Below are 26,944 nucleotides of genomic sequence, written 5' to 3' on the forward strand. Positions count from 1 at the left end.
ACGTAGTATTGCCGAGGTGGTGGAATTGGTAGACACGCAACCTTGAGGTGGTTGTGCCCATAGGGTGTAGGGGTTCGAGTCCCCTTCTCGGTACCAATTATCAGGAGAGCCCGCTGTTGCGGGCTTTCTTGTAGGTGGAAGGTTACATTGACCCTGTCAGGGATCGGTCGTATACTTCCGCCCCAGCTTTGTCGCGGGGTGGAGCAGTCTGGTAGCTCGTCGGGCTCATAACCCGAAGGTCGTCGGTTCAAATCCGGCCCCCGCAACCAGTTTAAGGAGCCCCTTTTAAGGGGCTTTTTGTTAGCTGGACACTTTCAACGCCGCTGTTCGACGGCGTTTCAAGGATGGGCGTTTCGCCCATTTTTTTATTTTGCACAGCATGCACATACATGCACGAGGGGGTTCAGGTGTCGAGCAAGCTAGAAGAGTTGCAGGCCTTGCTGGCCCCGGTGGTCGTGGCCCTAGGCTATGAATGCTGGGGTATTGAGTTTTCGGCTCAAGGTCGCCACTCAATGTTGCGCGTTTATATCGATAAAGAGGGCGGCGTGCTGGTGGACGATTGTGCCATTGTCAGCCGTCAGATCAGTGGTGTTCTGGATGTTGAAGATCCAATCGCCGTTGAATACACCCTTGAAGTTTCCTCGCCTGGCATGGAACGCCCGCTGTTCACTATTGAGCAGTTTGCAAAATTTGCCGGTGAACAAGTGAAGATCAAGCTGCGCTCGCCTTTTGAAGGCCGGCGCAACTTTCAGGGCCTTCTGCGCGGTGTAGAAGAGCAGGACGTCGTGGTGCAGGTAGAAGACCATGAGTTCCTGTTGCCGATCGATATGATCGACAAGGCCAACATTATTCCCAGTTTTGACTGAGACGCGGATCCCGCGGATCCAATGGCTTGCGAAAGGCGAGGCGTACGATGAGCAAAGAAGTACTGCTGGTTGTTGAGTCGGTATCCAATGAAAAGGGCGTACCGGCAAACGTAATTTTTGAAGCGCTGGAGCTGGCTCTGGCCACTGCTACCAAAAAACGTTTTGAGGACGAAGTCGATCTGCGTGTGGAAATCAATCGCCACACCGGTGCTTACGAGACTTTCCGTCGCTGGACTGTTGTCGAAGAGGCAGACCTGGACGATCCGGCCATCGAAACCTGGCCGAGCAAGGTTGCAGAAACGCATCCTGGTGCTCAGGTTGGTGATGTAGTCGAAGAAAAGATCGAATCCATCGAGTTCGGCCGCATCGCTGCACAGACTGCCAAGCAAGTCATCGTGCAGAAAGTTCGCGAAGCCGAGCGCGCTCAAGTGGTTGATGCCTATCGCGAGCGCCTGGGAGAAATCATCTCCGGCACCGTGAAGAAAGTGACCCGCGACAACGTGATCGTCGACCTGGGCAACAACGCCGAAGCGTTGCTGGCTCGTGAAGACATCATTTCTCGCGAAACCTTCCGGGTTGGCGTGCGTCTGCGTGCGCTGCTCAAGGAAATCCGCACCGAGAACCGCGGCCCGCAGCTGATCCTGTCGCGTACTGCGCCAGAAATGCTGATCGAGTTGTTCCGCATCGAAGTGCCGGAAATCGCTGAAGGCCTGATCGAAGTAATGGCTGCTTCCCGTGATCCGGGTTCGCGCGCCAAGATCGCGGTCCGCTCCAAGGACAAACGCATCGACCCGCAAGGCGCTTGCATCGGTATGCGCGGTTCGCGCGTCCAGGCAGTGTCGGGTGAGTTGGGCGGTGAGCGTGTGGACATCGTCCTGTGGGACGACAACCCGGCTCAGTTTGTGATCAATGCAATGTCGCCGGCTGAAGTGGCGGCAATTATCGTTGACGAAGATGCCCATGCAATGGACATCGCCGTTGGCGCAGACAATCTGGCTCAGGCCATTGGTCGGGGTGGTCAGAACGTGCGTCTGGCTAGCCAGTTGACTGGCTGGACCCTGAACGTGATGACCGAATCGGACATCCAGGCTAAGCAGCAAGCAGAAACCGGCGACATCCTGCGCAACTTCATCGACGAGCTGGAAGTCGACGAAGACCTGGCACAGGTGCTGGTAGATGAAGGCTTTACCAGCCTGGAAGAGATTGCCTACGTACCGTTGGAAGAAATGCTCAACATCGACGGCTTTGACGAAGAAACCGTCAACGAGCTTCGCGCTCGCGCCAAGGATCGTTTGTTGACCAAAGCCATCGCTACTGAGGAAAAGCTGGCAGACGCCCATCCGGCCGAAGACCTGCTCTCGCTTGAGGGTATGGACAAGGATTTGGCGATGGAACTGGCGGTGCGCGGCGTAATTACCCGCGAAGACCTGGCCGAGCAGTCTATTGACGACCTGCTCGACATCGACGGCATTGACGATGATCGTGCCGGCAAGTTGATCATGGCCGCCCGAGCCCACTGGTTCGAGTAATTAGGCGCGGCCTGAGGAGAGAAGTGCATGACGCAAGTCACGGTGAAACAACTGGCCGATGAGGTCAAAACACCGGTAGAGCGCCTGTTGCAGCAGATGCGTGAGGCAGGTCTGCCGCACACCGCCGCCGAAGAACATGTGACTGACAGTGAGAAGCAATCTTTGCTGACTCACTTGAAAAGCAGCCACAAGGCGAAAGTGGAAGAACCACGCAAGATCACACTGCAGCGTAAAACCACCAGCACCCTGCGTGTTGCTGGCAGCAAAAGCATCAGTGTTGAAGTACGTAAAAAGAAAGTTTTCGTACAGCGCAGCCCGGAAGAAATCGAAGCCGAGCGCAAACGCGAACTGGAAGAACGTCGCGCAGTAGAAAATGCTGCACGTCAGAAGGCTGAAGAAGAAGCCAAGCGTCGCGCCGAAGAAGAAGCGCGTCGCCAGCCAGCTGCTGCGCAATCCGCTACTAACGACGCCGTTGCAGCACCTGCTGCAGTTGCCGAGCCAGTACGTGAAAGCGCGCCGGTTGTGGCTGCTGCACCAGCGCCGTCTGCCGATGTTCGCAACAAGCAGAACGAACAGCGCCGTCCGGACAAACCACGTGCCGACGATAACAGTCGTCGTGGCAGTGGCGATGGTGAGCGCAAAAACGCTCCGCATCGTGCTTCGGTCAAAGAGAAAGCGCCTGCTCCACGCGTTGCCCCACGTACTACCGACGAAGAAAGCGATGGCTTCCGTCGTGGTGGTCGCGGCAAGGCCAAGCTGAAGAAACGCAACGCTCACGGTTTCCAGAGCCCAACCGGCCCTGTAGTGCGCGAAGTGAAGATCGGCGAGACCATCACTGTTGGCGATCTCGCCCAGCAGATGTCGGTCAAGGCTGCTGAAATCATCAAGTTCATGTTCAAACTGGGTACTCCAGCGACCATCAACCAAGTACTGGATCAGGAAACTGCCCAACTGGTTGCTGAAGAGCTGGGCCACAAAGTGACCCTGGTCAGCGACACCGCCCTGGAAGATTCCCTGGCCGAGTCCCTGAAGTTTGAAGGTGAAGCGTTCTCCCGTGCTCCAGTCGTGACCGTAATGGGCCACGTTGACCACGGTAAGACCTCGCTGCTCGACTATATCCGTCGTGCCAAGGTAGCTGCTGGCGAAGCCGGCGGTATCACCCAGCACATCGGTGCGTACCACGTTGAAACTGATCGCGGCATGGTCACGTTCCTCGATACCCCGGGTCACGCTGCGTTTACCGCAATGCGTGCTCGTGGTGCCAAGGCGACTGACATCGTGATCCTGGTAGTTGCAGCGGACGACGGCGTGATGCCGCAGACCATTGAAGCTGTCCAGCACGCCAAAGCTGCCGGTGTTCCTCTGGTAGTTGCAGTGAACAAAATCGACAAGCCGGGCGCTGATCTCGATCGCATCCGTAGCGAACTGTCGGTTCACGGCGTGACTTCGGAAGAGTGGGGCGGTGACACCCCGTTCGTATCGGTTTCGGCGAAAGTCGGTACTGGCGTGGACGAGTTGCTTGAAGCTGTTCTGCTGCAAGCTGAAGTTCTGGAACTGAAAGCGACTCCTTCGGCTCCTGGTCGTGGCGTCGTGGTTGAATCGCGTCTCGACAAAGGTCGTGGCCCGGTTGCTACCGTTCTGGTTCAAGACGGCACCCTGCGCCAAGGCGACATGGTGCTGGTCGGTTCGAACTATGGCCGCGTTCGCGCCATGCTCGACGAGAACGGCAAGCCAATCAAGGAAGCCGGTCCTTCCATCCCTGTCGAGATTCTCGGCCTGGACGGTACCCCGGACGCTGGCGACGAGATGAGCGTAGTTGCTGACGAGAAGAAAGCCCGTGAAGTGGCTCTGTTCCGTCAAGGCAAGTTCCGCGAAGTCAAACTGGCCCGTGCTCACGCCGGCAAGCTTGAAAACATCTTCGAGAACATGGGTCAGGAAGAGAAGAAGACGCTCAACATCGTCCTCAAATCCGACGTCCGTGGTTCGCTGGAAGCGTTGAACGGTGCCTTGAACGGCCTGGGTAACGACGAAGTGCAAGTGCGTGTTGTCGGTGGCGGTGTCGGTGGTATCACCGAGTCCGACGCCAACCTGGCACTGGCCTCCAACGCTGTACTGTTCGGCTTCAACGTGCGTGCCGATGCTGGCGCTCGCAAGATCGTCGAGCAGGAAGGTCTGGATATGCGTTACTACAACGTGATCTACGACATCATCGAAGACGTCAAGAAAGCCCTCACCGGTATGCTGGGCAGCGATGTTCGCGAGAACATCCTGGGTACCGCTGAAGTGCGTGACGTGTTCCGTTCGCCGAAGTTTGGCGCGATCGCCGGTTGCATGGTTATCGAAGGTGTTGTTCACCGTAACCGTCCAATCCGTGTACTGCGTGAAGACATCGTTATCTTCGAAGGCGAGCTGGAATCCCTGCGCCGCTTCAAGGATGACGCTTCCGAAGTACGTGCCGGCATGGAATGCGGTATCGGCGTGAAGAGCTACAACGACGTCAAAGTCGGTGACAAGATCGAAGTCTTCGAGAAGGTTCAGGTTGCTCGCAGCCTCTAACTCGCGCACTTCAAGGGCCACGATGAGCCGCCGCATGCAGATGCGCAGCGCAGCGTCAGGACTCTAAACGCAACGCCCGGTCTGGCTTTTGTCAGGCCGGGCGTTTGCCGCTTTCAGACCCCATGGGTTTCACCGTGTGGCAGTAACAGGTAACAAGACATGGCAAAAGAATACAGCCGTACCCAACGTATCGGCGATCAGATGCAGCGTGAGCTGGCACAGCTGATCCGTCGTGAAGTCAAAGACCCGCGCGTCGGCCTGGTCACCATTACCGCTGTTGAAGTCAGCCGTGACGTCGGTCACGCCAAGATCTTCATCACCGTGATGGGGCAAGACAACGCTGAAGACATCGCGCAAAGCATCAAGGTGCTCAACTCCGCTGCCGGGTTCCTGCGCATGCAGTTGGCTCGCGAAATGAAGTTGCGCAGCGTTCCACAGTTGCACTTCCACTACGACGAAAGCGTCGTGCGTGGTGCTCATCTGTCGGCATTGATCGAACGTGCGGTAGCTGAAGACAATCAGCATCCGGTTGCGGCAGAAGCCGAAGACACCAAGGAGTAATCGGTGGCTCAGGTCAAACGTATCCGTCGTAACGTCAGCGGCATCATCCTGCTCGACAAGCCATTGGGGTTCACCTCCAATGCGGCGTTGCAGAAGGTTCGCTGGCTACTGAATGCCGAGAAAGCCGGGCACACCGGCAGTCTCGATCCGCTGGCCACCGGCGTGTTGCCGTTGTGCTTCGGTGAAGCCACCAAGTTTTCGCAATACCTGCTCGATTCCGACAAGGGTTACGAAACCCTGGCGCAACTGGGCAAGACCACCACCACGGCCGATGCCGAGGGTGAAGTTTTGCTGGAGCGCCCGGTGACCGTTGGTCGCGCCGATGTCGAAGCGGTACTGCCAAAATTTCGTGGGCAAATCAGTCAGATACCGCCCATGTACTCGGCACTCAAACGTGATGGCCAGCCGTTGTACAAGCTGGCGCGGGCAGGTGAAGTAGTGGAGCGCGAACCGCGTTCTGTTACTATTACGCGCTTGGAATTACTGGCCTTTGAAGGTGATACTGCGCGGCTTGCAGTGGATTGCACCAAAGGTACCTATATCCGCACCCTGGTGGAGGATATCGGTGAGCAACTCGGTTGTGGCGCATACGTTGCTGAACTGCGACGTACCCAGGCCGGGCCTTTCACGCTGGCACAGACAGTCACGCTGGAAGAGTTGGAAGCGGTACATGCCGAAGGCGGCAACGAAGCGGTCGACCGCTTTTTGATGCCCTCGGACAGCGGCCTGCTGGATTGGCCTCTGTTGCAGTTCTCGGAGCACAGCTCGTTCTACTGGCTTAACGGCCAACCGGTACGAGCCCCGGATGCACCGAAATTCGGCATGGTACGGGTACAGGATCACAATGGTCGCTTCATCGGTATCGGTGAAGTGAGCGAAGACGGGCGCATCGCGCCACGTCGACTGATTCGGTCAGAATGACCGGACGAGGGTGGCTGTTAACAGGCACGGTCACTACTCATTTTTAGATACAGGGATTTGTCCCTGGCCTGTTGAAACTGTTTTTTTGAAACAGTTTCCTGATAAAAGGATTGCCTCATGGCTCTCGACGTTCAAGAAAAAGCTCAAATCGTAGCTGACTACCAGCAAGCTGTTGGTGACACTGGTTCGCCAGAAGTGCAAGTTGCACTGCTGACCCACAACATCAACAAGCTGCAAGGTCACTTCAAGGCCAACGGTAAAGATCACCACTCCCGTCGTGGTCTGATCCGCATGGTAAACCAGCGTCGTAAGCTGCTGGACTACCTGAAAGGCAAGGATCTGGGTCGTTACCAGGCTCTGATCGGTCGCCTGGGTCTGCGTCGCTAATAAGCGATTGCGCTAGAGGTTGGTTGTCTGTCGTACGTCAGTGGGTTTCCCGCTGGCGCATGGCAGGCTCCCAGCCTCAAGTTTTATCTGGATACCTGCTTTACCTGGACAATGACAGTCGGGCCGATTCCCGGCGTTGCCCAAGAATTTCGCAAGAAGACAAGTTCCCCAAGAGCCACAAAAGAAGGTAGGACACCGTGAACCCGGTAATCAAAAAATTCCAGTTCGGTCAGTCGACCGTTACCCTCGAGACTGGCCGTATCGCCCGTCAGGCCTCCGGCGCAGTATTGGTCACCGTTGACGACGACGTCAGCGTATTGGTGACTGTGGTCGGCGCCAAGCAAGCCGATCCAGGCAAGGGCTTCTTCCCTCTGTCTGTTCACTACCAGGAAAAAACTTACGCTGCCGGTAAGATCCCTGGCGGTTTCTTCAAGCGTGAAGGCCGCCCTTCCGAGAAAGAAACCCTGACTTCCCGACTGATCGACCGTCCGATCCGTCCGCTGTTCCCAGAAGGCTTCATGAACGAAGTGCAGGTTGTCTGCACCGTCGTTTCCACCAGCAAGAAGACCGATCCGGACATCGCTGCGATGATCGGTACCTCGGCTGCGCTGGCCATTTCCGGCATTCCTTTCGATGGTCCGATCGGCGCTGCCCGCGTTGCGTTCCACGAAAGCACCGGCTACCTGCTGAACCCGACTTACGAACAACTGAAAGCGTCGAGCCTGGACATGGTCGTTGCCGGTACTTCGGAAGCTGTGTTGATGGTTGAATCGGAAGCCAAAGAGCTGACCGAAGACCAGATGCTGGGCGCGGTACTGTTTGCTCACGACGAGTTCCAGGTGGTGATCAACGCCGTTAAAGAACTGGCCGCTGAAGCTGCCAAGCCGACCTGGACCTGGGCTCCTGCGCCTGAAGCCACTGCTCTGCTGGGCGCTATCCGTGCCGAGTTCGGCGACGCGATCTCCCAGGCTTACACCATCACCATCAAGGCCGACCGTTACGCTCGTCTGGGCGAACTGAAAGACCAGGTGGTTGCCAAGCTGTCCGGCGAAGAAGGTCAACCGACTTCCGCTGAAGTCAAAGCTGCTTTCGGCGAAATCGAATACCGCACCGTTCGCGAAAACATCGTTAACGGCAAGCCACGTATCGACGGCCGCGACACCAAGACCGTACGTCCGCTGAACATCGAAGTTGGCGTTCTGCCGAAGACCCACGGTTCGGCTCTGTTCACCCGTGGCGAAACCCAGGCTCTGGTTGTTGCAACACTGGGCACCGCCCGTGACGCACAGCTGCTGGACACCCTGGAAGGCGAGAAAAAAGACCCGTTCATGCTGCACTACAACTTCCCTCCGTTCTCGGTAGGTGAGTGTGGTCGCATGGGTGGCGCTGGTCGTCGTGAAATCGGTCACGGCCGTCTGGCTCGTCGTTCGGTTCAGGCCATGCTGCCTGCTGCTGACGTGTTCCCGTACACCATCCGTGTTGTGTCGGAAATCACCGAGTCCAACGGTTCGAGCTCCATGGCTTCGGTCTGCGGCGCTTCCCTGGCTCTGATGGATGCCGGCGTTCCGATGAAGGCACCGGTTGCCGGTATCGCCATGGGTCTGGTTAAAGAAGGCGAGAAATTCGCCGTCCTGACCGACATCCTGGGTGACGAAGACCACTTGGGCGACATGGACTTCAAAGTAGCGGGTACCGCCAAAGGTGTGACCGCGCTGCAGATGGACATCAAGATCAAAGGCATCACCGAAGAAATCATGGAAATCGCTCTGGGCCAAGCCCTGGAAGCGCGCCTGAACATCCTCGGTCAGATGAACCAGATCATTGGCCAGTCGCGTACCGAGCTGTCGGAAAACGCTCCGACCATGATCGCGATGAAAATCGACACCGACAAAATCCGTGATGTCATCGGTAAAGGCGGCGCGACCATTCGTGCGATCTGTGAAGAGACCAAGGCTTCGATCGACATCGAAGACGACGGCTCGATCAAGATCTTCGGCGAAACCAAAGAAGCTGCTGAAGCTGCACGTCAGCGCGTTCTGGGGATCACCGCAGAAGCTGAAATCGGCAAGATCTACGTCGGTAAGGTTGAGCGCATCGTCGACTTCGGCGCATTCGTCAACATCCTGCCGGGCAAGGACGGTCTGGTTCACATCTCGATGCTGAGCGACGCTCGCGTAGAGAAAGTGACCGACATCCTGAAAGAAGGCCAGGAAGTGGAAGTACTGGTACTGGACGTGGACAACCGCGGCCGTATCAAGCTGTCCATCAAAGACGTAGCAGCAGCCAAGGCTTCGGGCGTTTAATCACTCCCCACGCCTGACCGCTTCAACGTTGTAAAAAATGCCCCGCAGTGAAAGCTGCGGGGCATTTTTTTGCCTGCGAAAAAATGATGCGAGCCATGAAGTTGCCTGACCCCAAAGTCAGTGCTAGGTTTAGCCCACTGCCCGTGTAGCTCAGTTGGTAGAGCAGCGCACTCGTAACGCGAAGGTCGCAGGTTCGATTCCTGTCTCGGGCACGAGCGACACGTTGTTTTCAGATGATCCCGAATGGTTCTGAAGGCCAGACAAACCGGGCTTCAAACGGTTTTTTTGCGTCAGAGAGATCCTTGATGATCCAGATCCATCTTCCATTCCTCAGATCAAAGAGAACGCCATGACCGTTAAAGAATTGACCCAAGAAGCCAGACACGCAGAAGCGCTGAAGAAGTATTTGCTGGATTCGCCCCAGCTAGCCGAAGAAATCAAGGACCTGCCCGCCGACGATCAGAAAGACCAGATCCAGTGGGCATTCGAGGATGAGGCAGAGTCCCAGGGCTTGCAGCCGTGGGAACTGACGCTCAAGTACACCTCAACGCCTGAAGAGTTCGAGGCTGCGCGCCTTGTTCTGCACAAGGAGGCTGCCGAGGTGTTGGGCGTCGAGTGGGAAGAGTACTGCGAGATGAATAATCTGGTGGTCTGACCTGTGGGAGCGGGCTTGCTCGCGAAAGCGGTGAGTCAGGCGACAATTGCGTCGACTGACACGCCCTCTTCGCGAGCAAGCCCGCTTCCACCTATGAAACGGGCGTTTTCTCAATCAAAGGCTCAGGCGCATCGACAGGTCGACAGCTTTCACATCCTTGGTCATCGCACCAATCGAGATGTAATCCACCCCGGTCTCGGCGATCGGTAGCAGCGTGCTTTCGTTGATACCGCCGCTGGCCTCCAGTTTCGCCTGGCCTGCATTCAGACGCACGGCTTCGCGCATGTCATCCAGACTCAATTCATCGAGCATGATGATGTCGGCACCGGCTGCCAGGGCTTCCTTCAGCTCGTCCAGGCTTTCCACTTCGATCTCCACCGGTTTGCCCGGGGCAATCTTGTGCGCGGCTGTAATGGCCTCCGGGATGCCACCGCAGGCGGCAATATGGTTTTCCTTGATCAGGAAGGCGTCGTACAGGCCGATGCGGTGGTTATGGCACCCGCCACAGGTCACGGCGTACTTCTGCGCCAGGCGCAGCCCCGGCAAGGTTTTACGGGTGTCGAGCAACTTCACCTGAGTCTCGGCAACGTAATCCGCCAGGTACTGCGCGCGCGTGGCCACGCCAGACAGCAACTGCAGGAAGTTCAGTGCACTGCGTTCGCCCGTCAGTAGCGAGCGCGCCGGGCCTTCGAGGTGGAACAGCACCTGATTGGGTTTCACCCGCTCGCCATCGCGCACCTCCCAGTGCACCGCAACACGTGGGTCCAGCTGCCGAAACACTGCATCAACCCAGGCTGTGCCACAGATGACGGCAGCGTCGCGGGTAATGATCGTAGCTTTGGCCAGGCGTTCGGCCGGGATCAGCTGTGCGGTGATGTCGCCGCTGCCGATGTCTTCGAGCAACGCACGGCGCACGTTGGCTTCGATTTCGGCGGTCAAATCGGCGAGACGTAGATTCGGCATAACGGACTCCACAAACAAAGTGGCCCGATTATAGGGCCATGGCGCTGGGCAACCCAAGGCATCAGAGGCGTTCCCATCGCTCTGTAACCTGCATTTGGTCGATTCGCCTGAGCAATGGGCACTCAGTCAGCGTTTGTCATAAGCGTCTATTTCAATGGGAAACGCAGAGTCTGCTGGTAGAGGGGACATCTTTTGCAAGATAATCCGCCTTGCTTTTGACGTCATGACTTTGACGTGGATTTGGATTGACGACTTCGAAGATTCACCTTTTCAGGAGGCCTGAATGCACAACGACGGGAATGTAGTGCCTTTGCACAAGGTCGCTACCGACCAGGCGACTCTCTCGCCGCTCGCCCGCCTGCCTGTGATTCTGCTTCAGGTTCGCGACAAGGCCGCTCAACAGCTCAGGCATGGTTTGCAGGAACTGTTCGATAACGCCGACGACACGCTGTTCGAAATGGCCGACCGGGCCCGCAATGACGTCGAACAGAACCTCTTCTTCGAAGCCATGCGCGACTTGCGCCTCAAGCGCAAAAACATCGAACGCGGCTTTCTCGAGCAATTCTTCGCGGCTTTTGTCAGCCTTACCCAGTACGACATCGCTCAATCTGCCTTGCCCCAGACGTTGGCCTTCGACGCTTCGGTGGTGCTGCCCGATGACGACGTGGAGCGCAGCGTGGCAGTGGAGGCGATGGTCAGCAAAGTGCTGAACCGCGACGGCTTCGCCCTGGACCAACTGACCGCCCGACTCAGCGCACTGTTGGGCAGGGAACTGCTCGATCAGCACAATCCCATGGGGCCGGCGATGCTCTGCGAGTACTTTATGCAGGCCGGGCGCAACCTGGGGGTGGAGATCAAGGTCAAGCTGATCATCCTCAAACTGTTCGAGCGCTATGTGCTCAGGGATGCCAATCAGCTCTACACCGAAGCCAATCAGTTGCTGAGCGCCACCGGTGTTCTGCCTGACCTTAAGCCCGCGCCTGCGCGTCGGGCCACGGATCGTGTAGCGGCCAGCGTCGGAGCTGAACCCGCACAGGCCAACACTCGCGCCAGTGGCCCGCCGACCGACGACAGCGTGCAGGAAGTCTTCGCGGCGTTGCAGGAGTTGCTGCTTCACGTGCGAGGCAGTGTCGCGCCGACCCTTGAAGCCAGTGCCCAGACACAGCCGATTTCCACCCGTGATCTCATGCGCCTGCTCTCGCACTTGCAGCAATATGTGCCGGCGCCGGAAGCCCAGGACGACTTCGATCTGCGAAACCAGCTCGAACAACTGCTGACCCGGGTCAGCGTCAAAAGTGGCAAGTCACGCGTGGTCGGGGTGGCTGACGAAGACGTGATCAACCTGATCGCCATGCTCTTCGAATGTATCCTCGATGACCGTAACCTGCCGGATTCGCTCAAGGCGTTGATCGGCCGTTTGCAGATCCCGATGCTGAAGGTGGCGGTGATCGACAAGAGCTTCTTTAGCCGCAGCAGTCACCCGGCCCGACGCCTGCTCAATGAAATCGCCACCGCCGCCATGGGCTGGGGCGAGTGCGATGACCATGAACGCGACAGCTTGTATCTGCGCATCGAGCAAGTGGTGCAACGGTTGCTGAACGATTTTGTCGATGACCCGGCGGTCTTTTCCGAATTGCTTGCGGATTTTCTCGCCTTCACCAGCGATGAGCGCCGTCGCAGTGAGCTGCTGGAGCAACGTACCCGTGACGCCGAAGAAGGCCGCGCCAGGACTGAGCTGGCCCGTCAGTGCGTCGAGCAGGTGCTGAACCAGGCCTTGTTGGGCAAAGTATTGCCGCAGCGGGTGGTGATGTTTGTCCAGGAAGCGTGGAGCCAGGTGCTGCTGCTGACCTGTCTCAAGCACGGCGATCAGTCGGCCGAGTGGCACGCCGATGTGCAGTCCATGGAGCAATTGATCTGGAGTGTGCAACGTCATGATGAGACCGATGCGAGCCTGCGCTTGCTGGCGCTGGTACCTGGATTGCTCAAGTCGTTGCGCGACGGGCTGAGCAGTTCGGCCTTCGATCCGTTCGCCACCAGCGAATTTTTCAGTGAGCTCGAAGCCTTGCACGTTCAGCTGTTCGAACGTCCAGGGCAAAAACTTGAACGGCCTGTCGATACGCCGGTAATGGTCGAAGTGCGGCAGGAAGTCGTCCTGCGAACCGCCGACGAAGGTCCGGTTGATACGGCGTCAGTGCGCTTGCCGGAAGACGATGCCGGCCTGCTTCAGGTCGATCAACTGCGCTTGGGGTGCTGGGTCGAGTTTCAGGAAGACGAAGAAAACACCCTTCGCTGCAAGCTGGCGGCGATCATTGAAGCCACCGGCAAGTACATTTTCGTCAACCGCACCGGGATGAAAGTGCTGGAGCGCAGCCGCACCGGTCTGGCGCTGGAATTCCGTCGTGGCGCGGTGCGCGCGCTGGACGACACTTTGCTGTTCGACCGGGCGCTGGAGTCAGTGATCGGCAACCTGCGGCGCCTCAATCACGGCAAGTGATCGCGTCCCGAGGGTCTATCGCGGCATACTGGGCGTCAACACAGTCGTCGTTGAAGGAACCTGTATGCAGTTGGACCCCGCGAGCGGTTGGTGTCAGGGCGTAGATATTTGCCCCTCGCCCAACTTCAATGCGCGCCCCTCGGACGAAATTTCCCTGCTGGTGATCCACAACATCAGTTTGCCGCCTGCGCAATTCGCCACCGGCAAGGTGCAGGAGTTTTTCCAGAATCGTCTGGATGTCACGGAGCACCCCTATTTTGAAGGGATCGCCGACCTGCGCGTGTCTGCGCACTTTCTGATCGAACGTGACGGCACCGTCACTCAGTTTGTCTCTTGTCTTGAGCGTGCCTGGCATGCCGGCGTCTCGAGTTTCGAAGGGCGGGAAACCTGTAACGATTTTTCCGTGGGCATTGAACTTGAAGGCACGGATGATCTGCCGTTCACCGATGCTCAGTATCAAGCGTTGACGACCCTGACCCGACAGCTGCAAAGCGCGTTCACGGCCATTACCGCACAGCGCATTTGCGGGCATAGCGACATTGCACCCGGGCGTAAAACCGATCCTGGGCCTGCGTTCGACTGGGCACGCTATCGCGCCGCCCTGGCAAAAGAGGAACAACAATGAGTTTTCTGGTGTTGCTGTTGGCGGTCTGGATCGAGAAGTTCTCGGCCCTGCGTCATCGAATTCAGCGCGATGGTGGATGGGTTCGCGAGCTGAACAAGCTTGAGGTCAGTCCGCGTCTGGCGAAAAGTCCGTGGCTGATCCTGGTGATCCTGGTGTTGTTGCCGGTGGCACTGCTGGGTTTGCTGCTACTGGTACTGGACCCGGTGGCTTATGGTCTGCTGGCGTTGCCGGTGCATCTGCTGGTGGTGATTTACAGTCTGGGCCGCGGTGATCTGCTGGCCGGTCTCGGGCCGTTTCGCGATGCCTGGCGCCGGGAAGACCTGCAAGCGGCCGCTCATGTGGCGAACCGCGACCTGGGTATTTGCGCCGATAGCGGCGAACAATTGCTGGAACGGGTCGAAGGGCATCTGCTGTGGGAGGCTTATCAGAGCTTTTTTGCGGTGATTTTCTGGTACTTCTTGCTGGGGCCGGTCGCAGCCCTGAGCTATCGACTGTTGGCCCTGGCCGAAGAACACGGGCAGAACCCGGCCGTGGTCGAGCGCGCCGCCAAACTGCGTCATGCATTCGACTGGGTGCCGGTGCGTCTGCTGGCGGCGAGTTTTGCGTTGGTCGGCAACTTTGTCGCGGTCGGCCGGGTGATGCTGCACGAGTTGCTGAACTGGAACATCAGCGCCGCCCAATTGATCGAGAAGGTCGGGCTGGTTGCGGGTGAAATCCCGGCGCCGGTGGTCGGGCCTGATGGCATCAACAGCCTCGACCGGATCTGGGAACTGCTGCTGCGCGCGGCAGTGCTCTGGTACGCCGGTTTTGCGCTGTGGACCGTCCTTCCTTAGCTCTGAAGTGGACTCCATTGTGGCGAGGGGATTTATCCCCGTTCGGCTGCGAAGCAGTCGCATATTCGGCGCACGCGGTTTGCCTGCATCACCGCGAGGACTGGTTTTACGACTGCTGCGCAGCCGAACGGGGATAAATCCCCTCGCCACAGGGATATCAATCGTCCCAAGTGGGCGTCTCGCCGTTAACCTTAAGTTACAAAACCTCCCGCCGATTTAAGCTATACAGAGCTAGCGCCGAATAGTGGCTATCTGCTGTCGACCCGCGCCTGCCAATAAAAATAAGAAATCAAAGGGAGACTTCCAGTGAAGAGCTTGCTCTATCCCGCCGTCGCGCTGATGAACCGCCTGAGCTTTGGCATGAAGTTCAGCCTGATCAGTGTGCTGTTCCTTGTGCCGATGTTGGTGACCAACTTCTATCTGGTGCGCGATTCTTATCGAGAATTCCAGGGCACCCGGGTCGAACTGCAAAGCCTCGACCTGCTGGGCAGCAGCCTGACGTTACGACGCGATCTGGAAACCCTGAACAACCTGGTGCAGATCAACGTCACCCTTGGTCAGTCCGGCAAGGCCGGCAATGTCGAGTCGCAGATCAGTACCGTGGGGCAAAATGTGCTGACCCGTTTGCAAGGACTGACGGCGATGACCGCGGACCCCGAGCAAATCATGGTTTTCGATGGCAAGCGCGATGAAATGATCGCCGCGTTCAAGGCCCAGCAAACGGAAAACTCCCTGCAAAGCAAAAGCGCGATGATCGGCAAGTTGCTCGGTAACGCACAAATTTTCAGCCAGATCATCGCCAGTCAGGCCGGCCTCAGTCGCGACACCCAGAGCGACATGCGCCAGTTGAGCGAACTCATTACCAATGTCACCCCGCCCGTGACCCAGCTTCTGGGCGAAGGCCGGGCGATGGGTTCTTTTTCGCTGGGGCAGGGCTTTCTCAACTCGGCATCGAGTACCCGTTTTGATGAGTTGCTGGCGCAGATCGAAAAACTGCAGGCCGAATATGCCCTGAAGTTGCAGGACGCGCTGGGCTCCAGCAAAGCGGCGCGGGAAACCCTGGCCGCTCAGGCCGATATCAGCAAGGCATCGTTGAAAAAGGCCAGTGAACTGTTCGAAGAGCAGGTCGTGATGGCCGACACGCTGGATGCGCCGTGGCAGGGCTTTTACGATCAGGTCACGGGCCTGATGGACCAGACCTACCAACTCAATGAAGCGACCCTGAAGTTTCTTGGCACCCAGCTGCAGCAGCGACTGGAGCAGAACCGCACTCACATGGTCTTGCAGGCCGTGGCCTTGTCGGTGGTGTTTGTGCTGATTTTTTACCTTTACGGCGGCTTCTACGCCTCGACCCGCACCACCCTCAAGCGTCTTGGTGCGGTGATGGACAAGGTCGCGGCCGGCGACATGACGGTGACCTTCAGCGCCAACAGCCGCGATGAACTGGGCGAGTTGGGCGAGGTGTTCAACGGCACCGTGAAGAAAATCCACGACCTGATCGAGCGGGTCGGCCAGACCGTCAGTGAGGTCGAGCGCCAGGCCGGGCAGGTGGAGAACGTTTCCGCCCAGAGCAACCAGGCGGTGGCGGGGCAGCGCACGCAGATCGAGCAGGTCGCCACGGCCATGAACCAGATGTCCGCCACGTCCCTTGAGGTTGCACGCAGTGCCGCGGCAGCGGTCAGCAGCGCTCATAGCGTCAACGATGAGACCATCAGCGGTCGCGGGCTGGTGGAATCCCAGCAGGGCAGCATCGCGGCACTGGCCAGTGAGATCGACCAGTCGGTGCTGGTGATCAACCAACTGGCCAGCGACAGCCAGTCCATCAGCCGTGTGCTGGAGGTGATCAAGAGCATCGCTGAACAGACCAACCTCTTGGCGCTCAACGCGGCCATCGAAGCCGCTCGGGCCGGTGAGCAGGGTCGTGGTTTTGCGGTAGTGGCGGACGAGGTCCGGACCCTGGCCAAGCGCACCCAGCAATCGACCGAGGAAATCGAGCAGATGATCGCCAAGCTGCACAGCGGTGTTGGCGCTGCGGTGAAGGCGATGGGGACCAGTCATCAAATGGCCAACGGCACGGTGGGGCAGTCGGAAAAGGTTCAGCAAGCGCTGGAAAACATCCTCGGTGCCGTCGGCATGATCGTCGATCAGAACCAGCAAATCGCCGCCGCCGTAGAGCAGCAGACCGCCGTGGCCCACGACATCGACCAGAATATTGTGGAAATCAACCGCGCCGGTGAGCGTACCGCCGAAGGTGCACACCAGACCGAGGATGCCAGTCGCGCATTGTCGGCTCAGGTGGTGGAGCTCAAGCAGCTGATCAGTGCGTTCCGGGTCTGAAACCACCCCGGCACACCTGTGGGAGCCTTCTTGCGAAAGCGGTTTGTCAGTCGACATCAATGTTGAGTGATAGATCGCTTTGGCGAGCAGGCTCGCTCCCACAGGTTTTTATGCTCCGTCTGTAGTATTTGTTCCCTTTGTTTGTGGCGTTTTTCCTGTTTTCCTCCACCGTCTGGTTTTTGGTCTTTAATCAAGGAAGATCAATCACTTGGACCCGCCCTGAGGAGGCTCGGTAATGTCAGCTGTAACGATTGGAATCCAGGGTCATTGCGCTCATTGCGGGAGCACACTCCTGCTCAAACCCTGGCAACTCAACGCCATTGCGATCAACGAAGCGTTCGCGTGTTCCCACTGCCAGAAAGCGCTACAACTGAACGATCCGAAACAGATCAAGCGCTTCAAGTCCCTCGACTCACTGGCATTATTGCGGGCGAGCACGATGGTCATGGTTTGCACCGCGTTGCTGGTGGCGTTGGTGTTGGAGTGGATCGGGATGTTCAGCGTCGTGGAGCAGCTGAATTTTTCGCTGTTGGCGATTTTCGTCTACTTCGCCGTCATGCGGTTTGCCCGGCACCGACACCACATGACGCTGACGCTGGAAGCCGCCAAGGCCCACGCCGACTGATTACCAGTTGAACAGCTCACAAGCGTTGGCCGTGCTGGCGGCGGCCAATTGCTCGGGACTGATCGCCATGATCCCCGCCAGTGCCGAGCAGATGGCCGGCAGATGCGCCGGGCTGTTGCGTTGGCCGGGGAACATGGCGGGCGCCATGTCCGGAGAATCGGTTTCCAGTACCACCGATTCAAGCGGCAATTCGGCCAGCACACGATGCATGCGCAGGGCCTGAGGCCAGGTCGCGGCACCGCCCAGGCCCAGTTTGAAACCGATCTTGATGTATTCGCGGGCTTCTTCTTTGCTGCCGGCGAAGGCGTGAATGATCCCCGCACGTTTCAAGCGAAACCGCTTGAGCGTGGCAATCACCGCCGCATGGCTGCGTCGCACATGAATCAGCGCCGGAAGATTGAAGTCCGCCGCCAGTTGCAGCTGCGCATCGAACAGTGCCTGTTGGCGTTCACGGTCCAGGGTTTCGATAAAGTAATCCAGACCGATCTCGCCCACCGCGCACAACTGCCGATGACCCGCCAACCGGGTCAGCCAATCATCCAGTTCGTGTAAGTCTTCAGGGCGATGATCATCCAGATACACCGGATGCAAACCGAACGCCGCATGCAGGTCGGGATCGCTTTGCACCAGATCCCAGACCCGCTGCCAATTGCCCTGATAAACCCCCAGCACCACCATCCGCCGCACTCCAAGAGCGCGGCTCTCGGCCAGCAACGCCGTGCGATCCTCGTCGAAGTCCGGAAAATCCAGATGAGTGTGGCTGTCGATCAGCTCCACGGTTCAGTCCTGGCGAATACGCTGCTTGAAGGTCCGCGCGATGGCCTGCACGCCGGGTCGGTAATCCGATTGCTCAATGGCGGCGAGGGCCAGTTCCAGCGCTTTGTCGGCGATGAGCTGATGCTGCTGGGCCATGGCGTTGACCGGCAGCGGCAGGAAATCCAGCAGCTGCGTGTCGCCGAAGGTACCGAGGCGCAGCGGGCGGGTTTTGAGCGGGAAGTCGTGCAAGGCATCGAACACGCCCTGAAGCAGCACGTAGGACGTGGTCAGCAGCGCATCCGGCAAATGGCCCAGACGCTGTAGCAGTTCTTCCATCAACTGTTTGCCGCATTCACGGCTGAACGACTCGCCGTGTTCGATCAGTACCTCGCCTTTGAACCCGTCCAACGCGTCTTTGAAACCGCCCGCCCGCTCCTGGCTGATGCTCAATTCAGGGCGTGCGCCGATCAGTGCGATCTGTTTGGGCAGCGGGTCCAGTAGACTGCGGGTCAGTTGCAGGCTGGCCTCGCGGTCATCACTGATCACCGAACAGAAATGTTCAGGCTCCATGACCCGGTCGATCGCGATGATCGGAATGCCCTTGGCCTGTAATTGGCGGTAGCTGTCATCGCCGGCCGGCAGGCAACTGGCAACGATCAATGCATCGCAGCGTCGGGCCCGGAACAGTTTCAGCAATTGCCGTTCGCTGTCTGGCGCATCATCGGAACTGGCGATCAGCAGCTGATAGCCGCGAGCCCGGGCGCCTTGTTCCAGCAGTTTGGCGATGCGCGCGTAACTGGGGTTTTCCAGGTCCGGCAGAATGAAACCCAAGGTGCGGGTGTGCCGACTGCGCAGCCCGGCGGCTTGGGGATTGGGCGTAAAGCCATGTTGATCGACGACCGCACGCACGCGCTCGACGGTGGCACTGCTGATACGTTGTTGTTCTGCCTTGCCATTGATGACGTAGCTGGCGGTGGTAACGGACACACCGGCCAACTGGGCGATATCACTGAGTTTCAACCCGGGTTTTCCTTGTTTTTTCGAGCTTGCCTCGACATTTTCGCCAATCCTACCCGATTAAGGCAGACGACCATCGTCGCGACGCATCCGACAATTGGACTTCAAGGATGAGACATTATCGAGTAACGTGCCAATCATTCTAGATTAAACGTTTCAGCAAGCGTATTTTCTACGTTATGGGCTCCTTTGCCGGTTCTGCCGCGAAACCGCCAAAAGTGATGACTAAGGGCCTAAGCTGAATCATTCAAAACAATACCTGGCGTCACAAGACGCCAAAAAGGAGAAAGCATGCTCGAGCTCACCATAGAGCAGATATCCATGGGCCAATCGGCTGTGGATAAGTCCGCCGCGTTGCACCTGCTGGCGCAGCATCTGGTCACCGATGGCCTGGTGGCCGAGGGTTATCTCGCCGGATTGCAGGCGCGCGAAGCCCAGGGCTCGACCTTTCTCGGTCAAGGTATTGCCATCCCCCACGGCACGCCGGAAACCCGCGATCTGGTGTTTTCCACCGGCGTGCGGCTGATGCAGTTTCCTGAAGGCGTGGACTGGGGCGACGGTCAAATCGTCTACCTGGCGATTGGTATTGCGGCCAAATCCGACGAACACCTGCGCTTGCTGCAATTGCTGACCCGTGCCCTCGGCGAAACCGACCTGGGCCAGGCGCTGCGCCGCGCCAGTTCCGCCGAAGCCTTGTTGAAACTGCTGCAAGGCGCGCCGCAAGAACTGGCGCTGGATGCCCAGATGATCGGCCTCGGTGTGTCCGCCGATGACTTCGAAGAGCTGGTCTGGCGCGGTGCGCGTTTGCTGCGTCAGGCCGATTGTGTGAGCAACGGTTTCTCTGCCGTGTTGCAGCAGGTCGACGCGCTGCCCCTGGGCGATGGCCTGTGGTGGTTGCACAGCGAGCAAACGGTCAAGCGTCCGGGCCTGGCCTTCGTTACGCCGGACAAACCCATGCGTTACCTCGGCCAGCCGCTCAGCGGTCTGTTCTGCCTGGCCAGTCTCGGTGAGGCCCATCAGGCCTTGCTCGAACGCCTTTGTGCGTTGCTGATCGAAGGTCGCGGCCACGAATTGGGCCGCGCCACCAGCAGCCGTAAGGTTCTCGAAGTCCTGGGCGGTGAGTTGCCGGCCGATTGGCCGAGCGCTCGCATCGCGCTGGCCAACGCCCACGGCTTGCACGCGCGTCCGGCGAAGATCCTCGCGCAACTGGCGAAAAGTTTTGAAGGTGAAATCCGCGTACGCATCGTCGATGGCCAGGACAGCGCGGTGTCGGTGAAGAGCTTGAGCAAACTGCTCAGCCTCGGTGCCCGTCGTGGTCAGGTGCTGGAATTTGTTGCCGAACCGAGCATCGCCGCCGATGCCTTGCCAGCCTTGCTGGCCGCCATCGAAGAAGGCCTCGGTGAAGAAGTCGAGCCGTTGCCAGCCGTGAGCCAGCAGCGCGAAGTGATCGCCGATGTGGCCGAGGTAATCCTCGCGCCAGCCTCCGGCAGTCTGGTTCAGGCCATCGCCGCCGCACCGGGCATCGCCATCGGCCCGGCGCACATCCAAGTGCTGCAAACCATTGATTACCCGCTGCGCGGCGAGTCTGCCGCGATCGAGCGCGAGCGTCTCCAACAGGCGTTGGCGGACGTGCGTCGCGACATCGAAGGCCTGATCGAACGCAGCAAGTCCAAGGCCATTCGCGAGATTTTCATCACCCACCAGGAAATGCTCGACGACCCGGAATTGACCGATGAAGTCGACACCCGTCTCAAGCAGGGCGAAAGTGCCGAAGCGGCATGGATGGCGGTGATTGAAGCGGCGGCCAAACAACAGGAATCGCTGCAGGACGCCTTGCTCGCCGAGCGTGCCGCCGACTTGCGTGATATCGGCCGCCGAGTGCTGGCGCAACTGAGTGGCGTCGAAACCCCGAGCGAGCCTGAGCAACCGTACATTCTGGTGATGGATGAAGTGGGTCCATCCGATGTCGCCCGCCTTGATCCGGCGCGCGTCGCCGGCATCCTCACCGCCCGTGGTGGTGCTACCGCGCACAGTGCGATTGTCGCCCGAGCCCTCGGTATTCCGGCGTTGGTCGGCGCCGGCCCGGCCGTGTTGCTGCTGGCACCGGGTACGCCGTTGCTGATTGATGGCCAACGCGGTCGCCTGCACGTGGACGCCGACGCGGCGACCTTGCAGCGTGCCACCGAAGAGCGCGATACCCGCGAGCAGCGTTTGAAAGCCGCCGCCGAACAACGCCATCAACCGGCACTGACCACTGACGGTCATGCAGTCGAAGTGTTCGCCAACATCGGCGAAAGCGCGGGCGTGACCAGCGCGGTGGAGCAGGGTGCCGAAGGCATTGGCCTGCTGCGCACCGAACTGATTTTCATGGCCCACTCGCAGGCGCCGGACGAGGCGACCCAGGAAGTCGAATACCGTCGCGTCCTCGATGGCCTGGCAGGTCGGCCGCTGGTGGTGCGCACCCTCGACGTTGGCGGTGACAAACCGCTGCCCTATTGGCCGATCGCCAAAGAAGAAAACCCGTTCCTCGGCGTGCGTGGTATTCGCCTGACCCTGCAACGTCCGCACATCATGGAAGCGCAATTGCGCGCGTTGCTCCGTGCGGCGGACAACCGTCCACTGCGGATCATGTTCCCCATGGTCGGCAGCGTCGACGAATGGCGCCAGGCCCGGGACATGACCGAACGTCTGCGTCTGGAAATTCCGGTTGCCGACTTGCAATTGGGGATCATGATTGAAGTGCCGTCGGCTGCATTGCTGGCGCCGGTGCTGGCCAAAGAGGTCGACTTCTTCAGTGTAGGCACCAATGACCTGACCCAATACACCCTGGCCATCGACCGTGGTCATCCAACCTTGTCGGCCCAGGCTGACGGTTTGCACCCGGCGGTGCTGCAATTGATCGACATCACCGTGCGCGCGGCGCATGCCCACGGCAAGTGGGTCGGCGTGTGCGGCGAGTTGGCGGCCGATCCGCTGGCGGTGCCAGTGCTGGTTGGTCTGGGTGTGGACGAGCTCAGCGTGTCGGGTCGCAGCATTGCCGAGGTCAAGGCGCGGGTTCGCGAACTCAGCCTGGCCCAGACCCAAATCCTTGCCCAACAGGCCCTGGCCGTGGGCAGCGCCAATGAAGTGCGCGCACTAGTGGAGGCCCTGTAATGGCCAAGATCCTGACCCTGACCCTCAACCCGGCGCTGGACCTCACCGTCCAGTTGCCGCTACTTACCCCCGGCCAAGTCAACCGTAGCGACGAGATGCACACGCATGCCGCCGGTAAAGGCGTGAACGTGGCACAAGTGCTGGCGGACCTTGGGCATCAGCTCACGGTCAGCGGTTTCCTCGGGGAGGATAACCTTCAAGCGTTCGAAACCCTGTTCGCCAAACGCGGCTTTGTCGACGCGTTCATCCGTGTACCGGGGGAGACGCGCAGCAATATCAAACTGGCGGAAAGCGATGGGCGCATCACCGACATCAACGGTCCCGGCCCCTTGGTCAGTGAAGCCGCGCAGCAGGCGTTGCTTGATCGACTTGATCAAATAGCGCCCGGTCATGACGCGGTCGTCGTTGCCGGCAGCCTGCCTCAAGGCATCAGTGCGCAGTGGTTGCAGGCGTTGATTGTGCGCTTGAAAAATCTCGGTTTGAACGTGGCGCTGGACAGCAGTGGCGAAGCCTTGCGGGCCGCGCTCAATGCCGGTCCGTGGTTGATAAAGCCGAACACCAAAGAGCTGGCCGACGTGATGGGCTGCGAGATGGTTTCGGTCGCGGCACAGGCTGAAGCCGCGAGCCGCTTGCATGCTCAAGGCATCGAGCACGTGGTGATCTCCGACGGCGCCGATGGCGTGAACTGGTTCAGTGTCGGCTCGGCGATGCATGCCACGCCGCCCAAGGTCAGTGTCGTCAGCACTGTGGGCGCAGGCGATTCGTTACTGGCCGGCATGCTCCACGGTCTACTCAGCGCCGACACGCCTGAACAGACCCTGCGCACCGCCACGGCGATTGCCGCGATGGCCGTCACCCAGATCGATTTCGGTATTGGCGACGCCACGCAGTTGGCGCGGCTCGAACAGGGCGTGCGCGTGCGCCCCCTGACAGAACAATAAGAGGGTTTGTCATGAAGTTAGCCATTGTTACGGCCTGCCCGAACGGCATGGTCACCAGTGTGCTGTGCGCCCGTTTGCTCGACGCGGCGGCCCAGCGTCAGGGCTGGAGCACCAGTGTCGAAGTCAACGATGCCGCGCACCCTGAACGCCAATTGTCGGCGGCCACGATCGAGGCGGCCGAGTGGGTATTGCTGGTGACCAGCGCGCCGGTGGATATGTCGCGGTTCGTCGGCAAACGGGTGTTCCAGAGTACCCCGGCGCAAGCCCTGCAAGATGTTGAAGCGGTGCTGCGTCGCGGTGCTGAAGAGGCTCAGGTTTACGTCGCCCCCGAAGCCGTGGCCGAGCCTGCCGCACTCGTGAAAAACGCTCCGCGTCTGGTCGCGATTACCGCGTGTCCGACCGGCGTCGCTCACACCTTCATGGCCGCTGAAGCCTTGCAGCAAGCGGCCAAGCGTTTGGGCTACGAACTGCAAGTGGAAACCCAGGGCTCGGTCGGTGCGCGCAACCCGTTGAGTGCAGAGGCGATTGCCGATGCGGACGTGGTGCTGCTGGCCTGCGATATCGAAGTCGCCACCGAGCGTTTTGCCGGCAAGAAGATTTACCGTTGCGGCACCGGCATCGCCCTCAAACAAGCCGAGGCGACGCTGAACAAAGCGTTGGCCGAAGGCACGCAGGAAACTGCTTCGAGCGGTGCCAAAGGCCCGGCCAAGCAAGAGAAAACCGGCGTCTACAAACACCTGCTGACCGGCGTGTCGTTCATGCTGCCGATGGTGGTGGCGGGTGGTCTGATGATCGCCTTGTCGTTCGTCTTCGGCATCACCGCGTTCAAGGAACCGGGCACGCTTGCGGCGGCGCTGATGCAGATCGGCGGCGAGACCGCGTTCAAGTTGATGGTGCCGCTGCTGGCGGGTTACATCGCCTACTCGATCGCCGACCGTCCGGGCCTGGCTCCGGGGATGATTGGCGGTCTGTTGGCAAGCACTTTGGGCGCCGGTTTTATCGGCGGGATCATTGCCGGTTTCATCGCCGGTTACGCGGCGCAGGCGATCAACCGTTATGCGCGCTTGCCACAAAGTCTTGAGGCGCTCAAACCGATCCTGATCATCCCGTTGCTGGCGAGTCTGTTCACCGGTCTGGTGATGATCTACGTGGTCGGCAAACCGGTAGCCGGAATGCTCGAAGGGCTCACGCACTTCCTCGACAGCATGGGCACCACCAACGCAATTCTGCTCGGTGTATTGCTGGGCGGAATGATGTGCGTCGACCTTGGCGGGCCGATCAACAAAGCCGCGTATGCGTTCTCGGTGGGGCTGCTGGCGTCGCAAAGTTATGCACCGATGGCCGCAACCATGGCGGCCGGCATGGTGCCGCCGATTGGCCTGGGCATCGCCACGATTATTGCGCGGCGCAAGTTCGCCCAGACCGAACGCGAGGCCGGTAAAGCGGCGTTGGTGTTGGGGCTGTGCTTCATCTCCGAAGGCGCGATTCCGTTTGCCGCGAAAGACCCGCTGCGAGTGATCCCGGCGAGCATTGCCGGTGGTGCGCTGACCGGTGCGTTGTCGATGTATTTCGGCTGCAAACTGATGGCGCCGCACGGCGGGTTGTTCGTGCTGGCGATCCCGAATGCGATCAATCATGCGCTGCTGTATTTGCTGGCGATTGTGGCCGGGAGTTTGCTGACGGCGGTGGTTTATGCGGTGGTCAAGCGGCCGGAAGTCGTTGAATTGGCGATAGAGCCAGTCAGCGCCTGACACCAAACCCTGTGGGAGATTCTATGGTTGAGGGAAAGCCCTCAACTGGCTTTTGGCTGATATTCGCTTTGCCCTTTCAGCAAGGCGAATACCACCCGAGCAAGCTTGCGAGCCAGCATCACCAGCGCCTGAGTTGCGCGTCATTCAAGGCTCACTCGTAGCTGCTGAGATACAGCATTAGGTCCTTGGGAAGTTCAATCATTGCGAGATTCTCGATGGCTGTAACCTGCCCGGCGGATAGTAGATGGCTTGCCATGGCATCCTCTTCTTCATGCCAAGCCATTATTGGCATCAGGGCATCCGTTGTAATGGACCGGGACAAATCCACCTCGAATACAGCCAAGTCACCGTTTTCAGGTATTCCGTAAATCTGAAACTTCAGTTTGTATTTCATGGTTCAACTGCTCTGGTTTTATTTGCTGGCTTTGTCTGGGTCCCCGTCTCCGGATTGAACTCACCGAGGTGTTTTCCACGCTTGTTGTACTTTTCTAGCGCCCCATGTTGAGAGTCCCATTCGTAGATCGTACCGTCTTCATCTTTCCATCTATCGCGTAACCCACCGCCTTTTTTTGGAGTTTTAGGTGTTGCGCGTTTGAGCCCTGGGAACGCAGGGAAGCTGTTCGGTCTGGGGTGATAGCTGTGATCCCCCGGCAACACACTCAGCATAATGTAGACCGGCTCTACACCTGTGTCGGCAGGGAACCAGATGATCGCATCCTGATACTCGGGCGGATGCTCCGGGTTCACTAGTGCTTTATTGGCTTGCTCGGTGGGCGGGTACACCCATACAGACGGTAGTTGCGAGGCGCCTTCCAATGCAGGAATTCCCAGTACAACGTCAGGATTCGCTGCTGGCGTCCAGGTCAGGCCAATTCCGTTACCGATGTCAGCAACAAACTTATCGCCTTCTTGAGTGGCCTTGATGACCGGGACAAACTCCCAGTCTTTTTTCCCGCCTGTGTAAAAGCCGTAAGCGTTGACTGAGCCATCCGGTAATGTCTTTACGTTGATACGGACACGGGTTCGCCCCGTATCCAGCAATGCGTATTGCTCGTTTTGGTAAAAGGCGCTGTCTGGAGAAATGCTGGCGTTGGGCATCAATAGCGCAACTGTCCCGACCGCTGCACCAGTCGCTACAACCGCTGAGCCTGTTAGTAGACGCAGAGCAAGAGAACCGCCGAGACGTTGGGATATGACGCCACCCGTTGTCGAGGACCCCACCAGTTTCAGTGGAATCCCTTCGGCGGTGATCGCGACCCCGGTGCCAAGCACGGCCCACAACCCGTAGTCAGTCAGTTTCTCGACGGGGACAAAACCGGCCGGGTTGTCGTGATTAATGACGCCGTCGGGGAGGTTGCAGCTTTTGGCGAATACGCAGCCTCGTGTGGCGAACTGTTTGCTCTGTTCGACTTCTTTGAAGATGCGATCTTCATAAGCCTGTTGCCGGGCGAGCATGTCGTCGTAAGTCTTTTGCCTCGCCTCACGCTCGGCTAACTCAGTCGGGGTCATGTCTCGCAGGTAACGGTATCCAATGCCCGAGCCGCCGCCACCAGTGCTGTGTTCCCAGACTTGCGGGATGTCCTTGTCGCGTGCCATAGGCGTCCTTTTTCGCGTGTGTCCGGAGCAGCCTCGAACCTATCCGGGGCGCTCGGGTATTGGCGTTAGGACGTT

At 59.0% G+C, this 26,944-nt stretch carries 21 protein-coding genes, 3 tRNA genes and 1 pseudogene; 19 read left to right on the top strand and 6 right to left on the bottom strand.

The window, feature by feature from the left end:
* Positions 1–10: 10 nt before the first annotated feature.
* The 11 genes from IB252_RS20810 to IB252_RS20860 all read left to right on the top strand — a co-directional run bounded on the left by IB252_RS20810 (position 11) and on the right by IB252_RS20860 (position 9,778).
* Positions 11–96: transfer RNA gene (locus IB252_RS20810), tRNA-Leu, on the top strand.
* A gap of 96 nt (positions 97–192) precedes the next feature.
* Positions 193–269 (top strand) — tRNA-Met (locus IB252_RS20815).
* Between the two features lie 138 nt (positions 270–407).
* Positions 408–866 carry a ribosome maturation factor RimP gene (gene rimP, locus IB252_RS20820; RefSeq protein WP_010463487.1) on the top strand — a complete coding sequence of 153 codons (459 nt, stop codon included), beginning with the start codon at positions 408–410 and terminating at the stop codon, positions 864–866.
* 47 nt (positions 867–913) lie between these two features.
* Positions 914–2,395: a transcription termination factor NusA gene (gene nusA, locus IB252_RS20825; protein ID WP_008024459.1), complete on the top strand. Its 1,482-nt coding sequence runs from the start codon at positions 914–916 to the stop codon at positions 2,393–2,395.
* A gap of 27 nt (positions 2,396–2,422) precedes the next feature.
* Complete coding sequence (gene infB / locus IB252_RS20830) at positions 2,423–4,951, top strand: translation initiation factor IF-2 (RefSeq protein WP_008149017.1); 2,529 nt, start codon at positions 2,423–2,425, stop codon at positions 4,949–4,951.
* 159 nt (positions 4,952–5,110) lie between these two features.
* Positions 5,111–5,512 carry a 30S ribosome-binding factor RbfA gene (gene rbfA, locus IB252_RS20835; RefSeq protein ID WP_008149016.1) on the top strand — a complete coding sequence of 134 codons (402 nt, stop codon included), beginning with the start codon at positions 5,111–5,113 and terminating at the stop codon, positions 5,510–5,512.
* A gap of 3 nt (positions 5,513–5,515) precedes the next feature.
* Positions 5,516–6,433 carry a tRNA pseudouridine(55) synthase TruB gene (gene truB, locus IB252_RS20840; protein WP_074873678.1) on the top strand — a complete coding sequence of 306 codons (918 nt, stop codon included), beginning with the start codon at positions 5,516–5,518 and terminating at the stop codon, positions 6,431–6,433.
* 117 nt (positions 6,434–6,550) lie between these two features.
* Positions 6,551–6,820 carry a 30S ribosomal protein S15 gene (gene rpsO, locus IB252_RS20845; RefSeq protein ID WP_003176135.1) on the top strand — a complete coding sequence of 90 codons (270 nt, stop codon included), beginning with the start codon at positions 6,551–6,553 and terminating at the stop codon, positions 6,818–6,820.
* 197 nt (positions 6,821–7,017) lie between these two features.
* Positions 7,018–9,123: a polyribonucleotide nucleotidyltransferase gene (gene pnp, locus IB252_RS20850; RefSeq protein WP_111450462.1), complete on the top strand. Its 2,106-nt coding sequence runs from the start codon at positions 7,018–7,020 to the stop codon at positions 9,121–9,123.
* Positions 9,124–9,262: 139 nt separating this feature from the next.
* Positions 9,263–9,335: transfer RNA gene (locus IB252_RS20855), tRNA-Thr, on the top strand.
* A 137-nt stretch (positions 9,336–9,472) separates the two neighbouring features.
* Entirely contained in the window at positions 9,473–9,778 is a 306-nt protein-coding gene (locus IB252_RS20860; RefSeq protein WP_111450461.1) for a DUF6388 family protein, read from the top strand.
* Between the two features lie 114 nt (positions 9,779–9,892).
* Here the strand turns inward: IB252_RS20860 and nadC are convergent, their stop codons facing one another.
* Entirely contained in the window at positions 9,893–10,741 is an 849-nt protein-coding gene (gene nadC, locus IB252_RS20865) for a carboxylating nicotinate-nucleotide diphosphorylase (RefSeq protein WP_192410119.1), read from the bottom strand.
* A 283-nt stretch (positions 10,742–11,024) separates the two neighbouring features.
* On the opposite strand from nadC, the gene IB252_RS20870 reads away from it, so the two are divergent.
* From IB252_RS20870 to IB252_RS20890, 5 genes are all read left to right on the top strand, one after another.
* A complete protein-coding gene (locus tag IB252_RS20870; RefSeq protein WP_192410120.1) occupies positions 11,025–13,235 on the top strand; it encodes a DUF1631 domain-containing protein in 2,211 nt (736 codons plus the stop codon).
* A gap of 64 nt (positions 13,236–13,299) precedes the next feature.
* Positions 13,300–13,860, top strand: a complete 561-nt coding sequence (gene ampD / locus IB252_RS20875; protein WP_008149001.1) for a 1,6-anhydro-N-acetylmuramyl-L-alanine amidase AmpD — start codon at positions 13,300–13,302, stop codon at positions 13,858–13,860.
* Complete coding sequence (gene ampE / locus IB252_RS20880; protein WP_192410121.1) at positions 13,857–14,693, top strand: regulatory signaling modulator protein AmpE; 837 nt, start codon at positions 13,857–13,859, stop codon at positions 14,691–14,693. The genes ampD and ampE overlap by 4 nt, the downstream gene beginning before the upstream one ends.
* 306 nt (positions 14,694–14,999) lie before the next feature.
* Positions 15,000–17,030 carry a methyl-accepting chemotaxis protein gene (locus IB252_RS20885; RefSeq protein WP_192410122.1) on the top strand — a complete coding sequence of 677 codons (2,031 nt, stop codon included), beginning with the start codon at positions 15,000–15,002 and terminating at the stop codon, positions 17,028–17,030.
* A 235-nt stretch (positions 17,031–17,265) separates the two neighbouring features.
* Positions 17,266–17,655, top strand: coding sequence for a hypothetical protein (locus IB252_RS20890; RefSeq protein ID WP_192410123.1), 390 nt, complete (start codon positions 17,266–17,268; stop codon positions 17,653–17,655).
* Here the strand turns inward: IB252_RS20890 and IB252_RS20895 are convergent, their stop codons facing one another.
* Both IB252_RS20895 and cra read right to left on the bottom strand, forming a co-directional pair.
* Positions 17,656–18,432 carry a TatD family hydrolase gene (locus IB252_RS20895; protein WP_192410124.1) on the bottom strand — a complete coding sequence of 259 codons (777 nt, stop codon included), beginning with the start codon at positions 18,430–18,432 and terminating at the stop codon, positions 17,656–17,658.
* A gap of 3 nt (positions 18,433–18,435) precedes the next feature.
* A complete protein-coding gene (cra, locus tag IB252_RS20900; RefSeq protein WP_192410125.1) occupies positions 18,436–19,431 on the bottom strand; it encodes a catabolite repressor/activator in 996 nt (331 codons plus the stop codon).
* Positions 19,432–19,719: 288 nt separating this feature from the next.
* On the opposite strand from cra, the gene ptsP reads away from it, so the two are divergent.
* From ptsP to IB252_RS20915, 3 genes are read left to right on the top strand one after another with little or no spacing between them, the layout of a single operon-like run.
* Complete coding sequence (ptsP, locus tag IB252_RS20905; RefSeq protein WP_111450453.1) at positions 19,720–22,581, top strand: phosphoenolpyruvate--protein phosphotransferase; 2,862 nt, start codon at positions 19,720–19,722, stop codon at positions 22,579–22,581.
* Positions 22,581–23,522, top strand: a complete 942-nt coding sequence (pfkB, locus tag IB252_RS20910) for a 1-phosphofructokinase (RefSeq protein WP_192410126.1) — start codon at positions 22,581–22,583, stop codon at positions 23,520–23,522. The genes ptsP and pfkB overlap by 1 nt, the downstream gene beginning before the upstream one ends.
* 11 nt (positions 23,523–23,533) lie before the next feature.
* A complete protein-coding gene (locus IB252_RS20915) occupies positions 23,534–25,273 on the top strand; it encodes a PTS fructose-like transporter subunit IIB (protein WP_192410127.1) in 1,740 nt (579 codons plus the stop codon).
* A gap of 41 nt (positions 25,274–25,314) precedes the next feature.
* On the opposite strand, the pseudogene IB252_RS30205 reads toward IB252_RS20915, so the two are convergent.
* From IB252_RS30205 to IB252_RS20925, 3 genes and pseudogenes are all read right to left on the bottom strand, one after another.
* Positions 25,315–25,407: pseudogene (locus tag IB252_RS30205) on the bottom strand (IS110 family transposase); the annotation flags it as partial.
* Between the two features lie 17 nt (positions 25,408–25,424).
* Positions 25,425–25,667: a hypothetical protein gene (locus IB252_RS20920; protein WP_192410128.1), complete on the bottom strand. Its 243-nt coding sequence runs from the start codon at positions 25,665–25,667 to the stop codon at positions 25,425–25,427.
* Positions 25,664–26,869, bottom strand: coding sequence for a colicin E3/pyocin S6 family cytotoxin (locus tag IB252_RS20925; RefSeq protein WP_192410129.1), 1,206 nt, complete (start codon positions 26,867–26,869; stop codon positions 25,664–25,666). Before IB252_RS20925 ends, IB252_RS20920 begins: the two co-directional genes overlap by 4 nt.
* Between the last annotated feature and the right edge of the window lie 75 nt (positions 26,870–26,944).

The organism is Pseudomonas sp. PDM10 (assembly GCF_014852295.1).
In the GTDB taxonomy this organism is placed as follows: domain Bacteria; phylum Pseudomonadota; class Gammaproteobacteria; order Pseudomonadales; family Pseudomonadaceae; genus Aquipseudomonas.

Coding starts and splice junctions, on each gene's coding strand:
- nusA (WP_008024459.1), top strand. CDS start 914: ATGAGCAAAGAAGTACTGCTGGTTGTTGAGTCGGTATCCAATGAAAAG.
- infB (WP_008149017.1), top strand. CDS start 2,423: ATGACGCAAGTCACGGTGAAACAACTGGCCGATGAGGTCAAAACACCG.
- rbfA (WP_008149016.1), top strand. CDS start 5,111: ATGGCAAAAGAATACAGCCGTACCCAACGTATCGGCGATCAGATGCAG.
- rpsO (WP_003176135.1), top strand. CDS start 6,551: ATGGCTCTCGACGTTCAAGAAAAAGCTCAAATCGTAGCTGACTACCAG.
- IB252_RS20860 (WP_111450461.1), top strand. CDS start 9,473: ATGACCGTTAAAGAATTGACCCAAGAAGCCAGACACGCAGAAGCGCTG.
- nadC (WP_192410119.1), bottom strand. CDS start 10,741: ATGCCGAATCTACGTCTCGCCGATTTGACCGCCGAAATCGAAGCCAAC.
- IB252_RS20870 (WP_192410120.1), top strand. CDS start 11,025: ATGCACAACGACGGGAATGTAGTGCCTTTGCACAAGGTCGCTACCGAC.
- ampD (WP_008149001.1), top strand. CDS start 13,300: ATGCAGTTGGACCCCGCGAGCGGTTGGTGTCAGGGCGTAGATATTTGC.
- ampE (WP_192410121.1), top strand. CDS start 13,857: ATGAGTTTTCTGGTGTTGCTGTTGGCGGTCTGGATCGAGAAGTTCTCG.
- IB252_RS20890 (WP_192410123.1), top strand. CDS start 17,266: ATGTCAGCTGTAACGATTGGAATCCAGGGTCATTGCGCTCATTGCGGG.
- ptsP (WP_111450453.1), top strand. CDS start 19,720: ATGCTCGAGCTCACCATAGAGCAGATATCCATGGGCCAATCGGCTGTG.
- pfkB (WP_192410126.1), top strand. CDS start 22,581: ATGGCCAAGATCCTGACCCTGACCCTCAACCCGGCGCTGGACCTCACC.
- IB252_RS20915 (WP_192410127.1), top strand. CDS start 23,534: ATGAAGTTAGCCATTGTTACGGCCTGCCCGAACGGCATGGTCACCAGT.
- IB252_RS20920 (WP_192410128.1), bottom strand. CDS start 25,667: ATGAAATACAAACTGAAGTTTCAGATTTACGGAATACCTGAAAACGGT.
- IB252_RS20925 (WP_192410129.1), bottom strand. CDS start 26,869: ATGGCACGCGACAAGGACATCCCGCAAGTCTGGGAACACAGCACTGGT.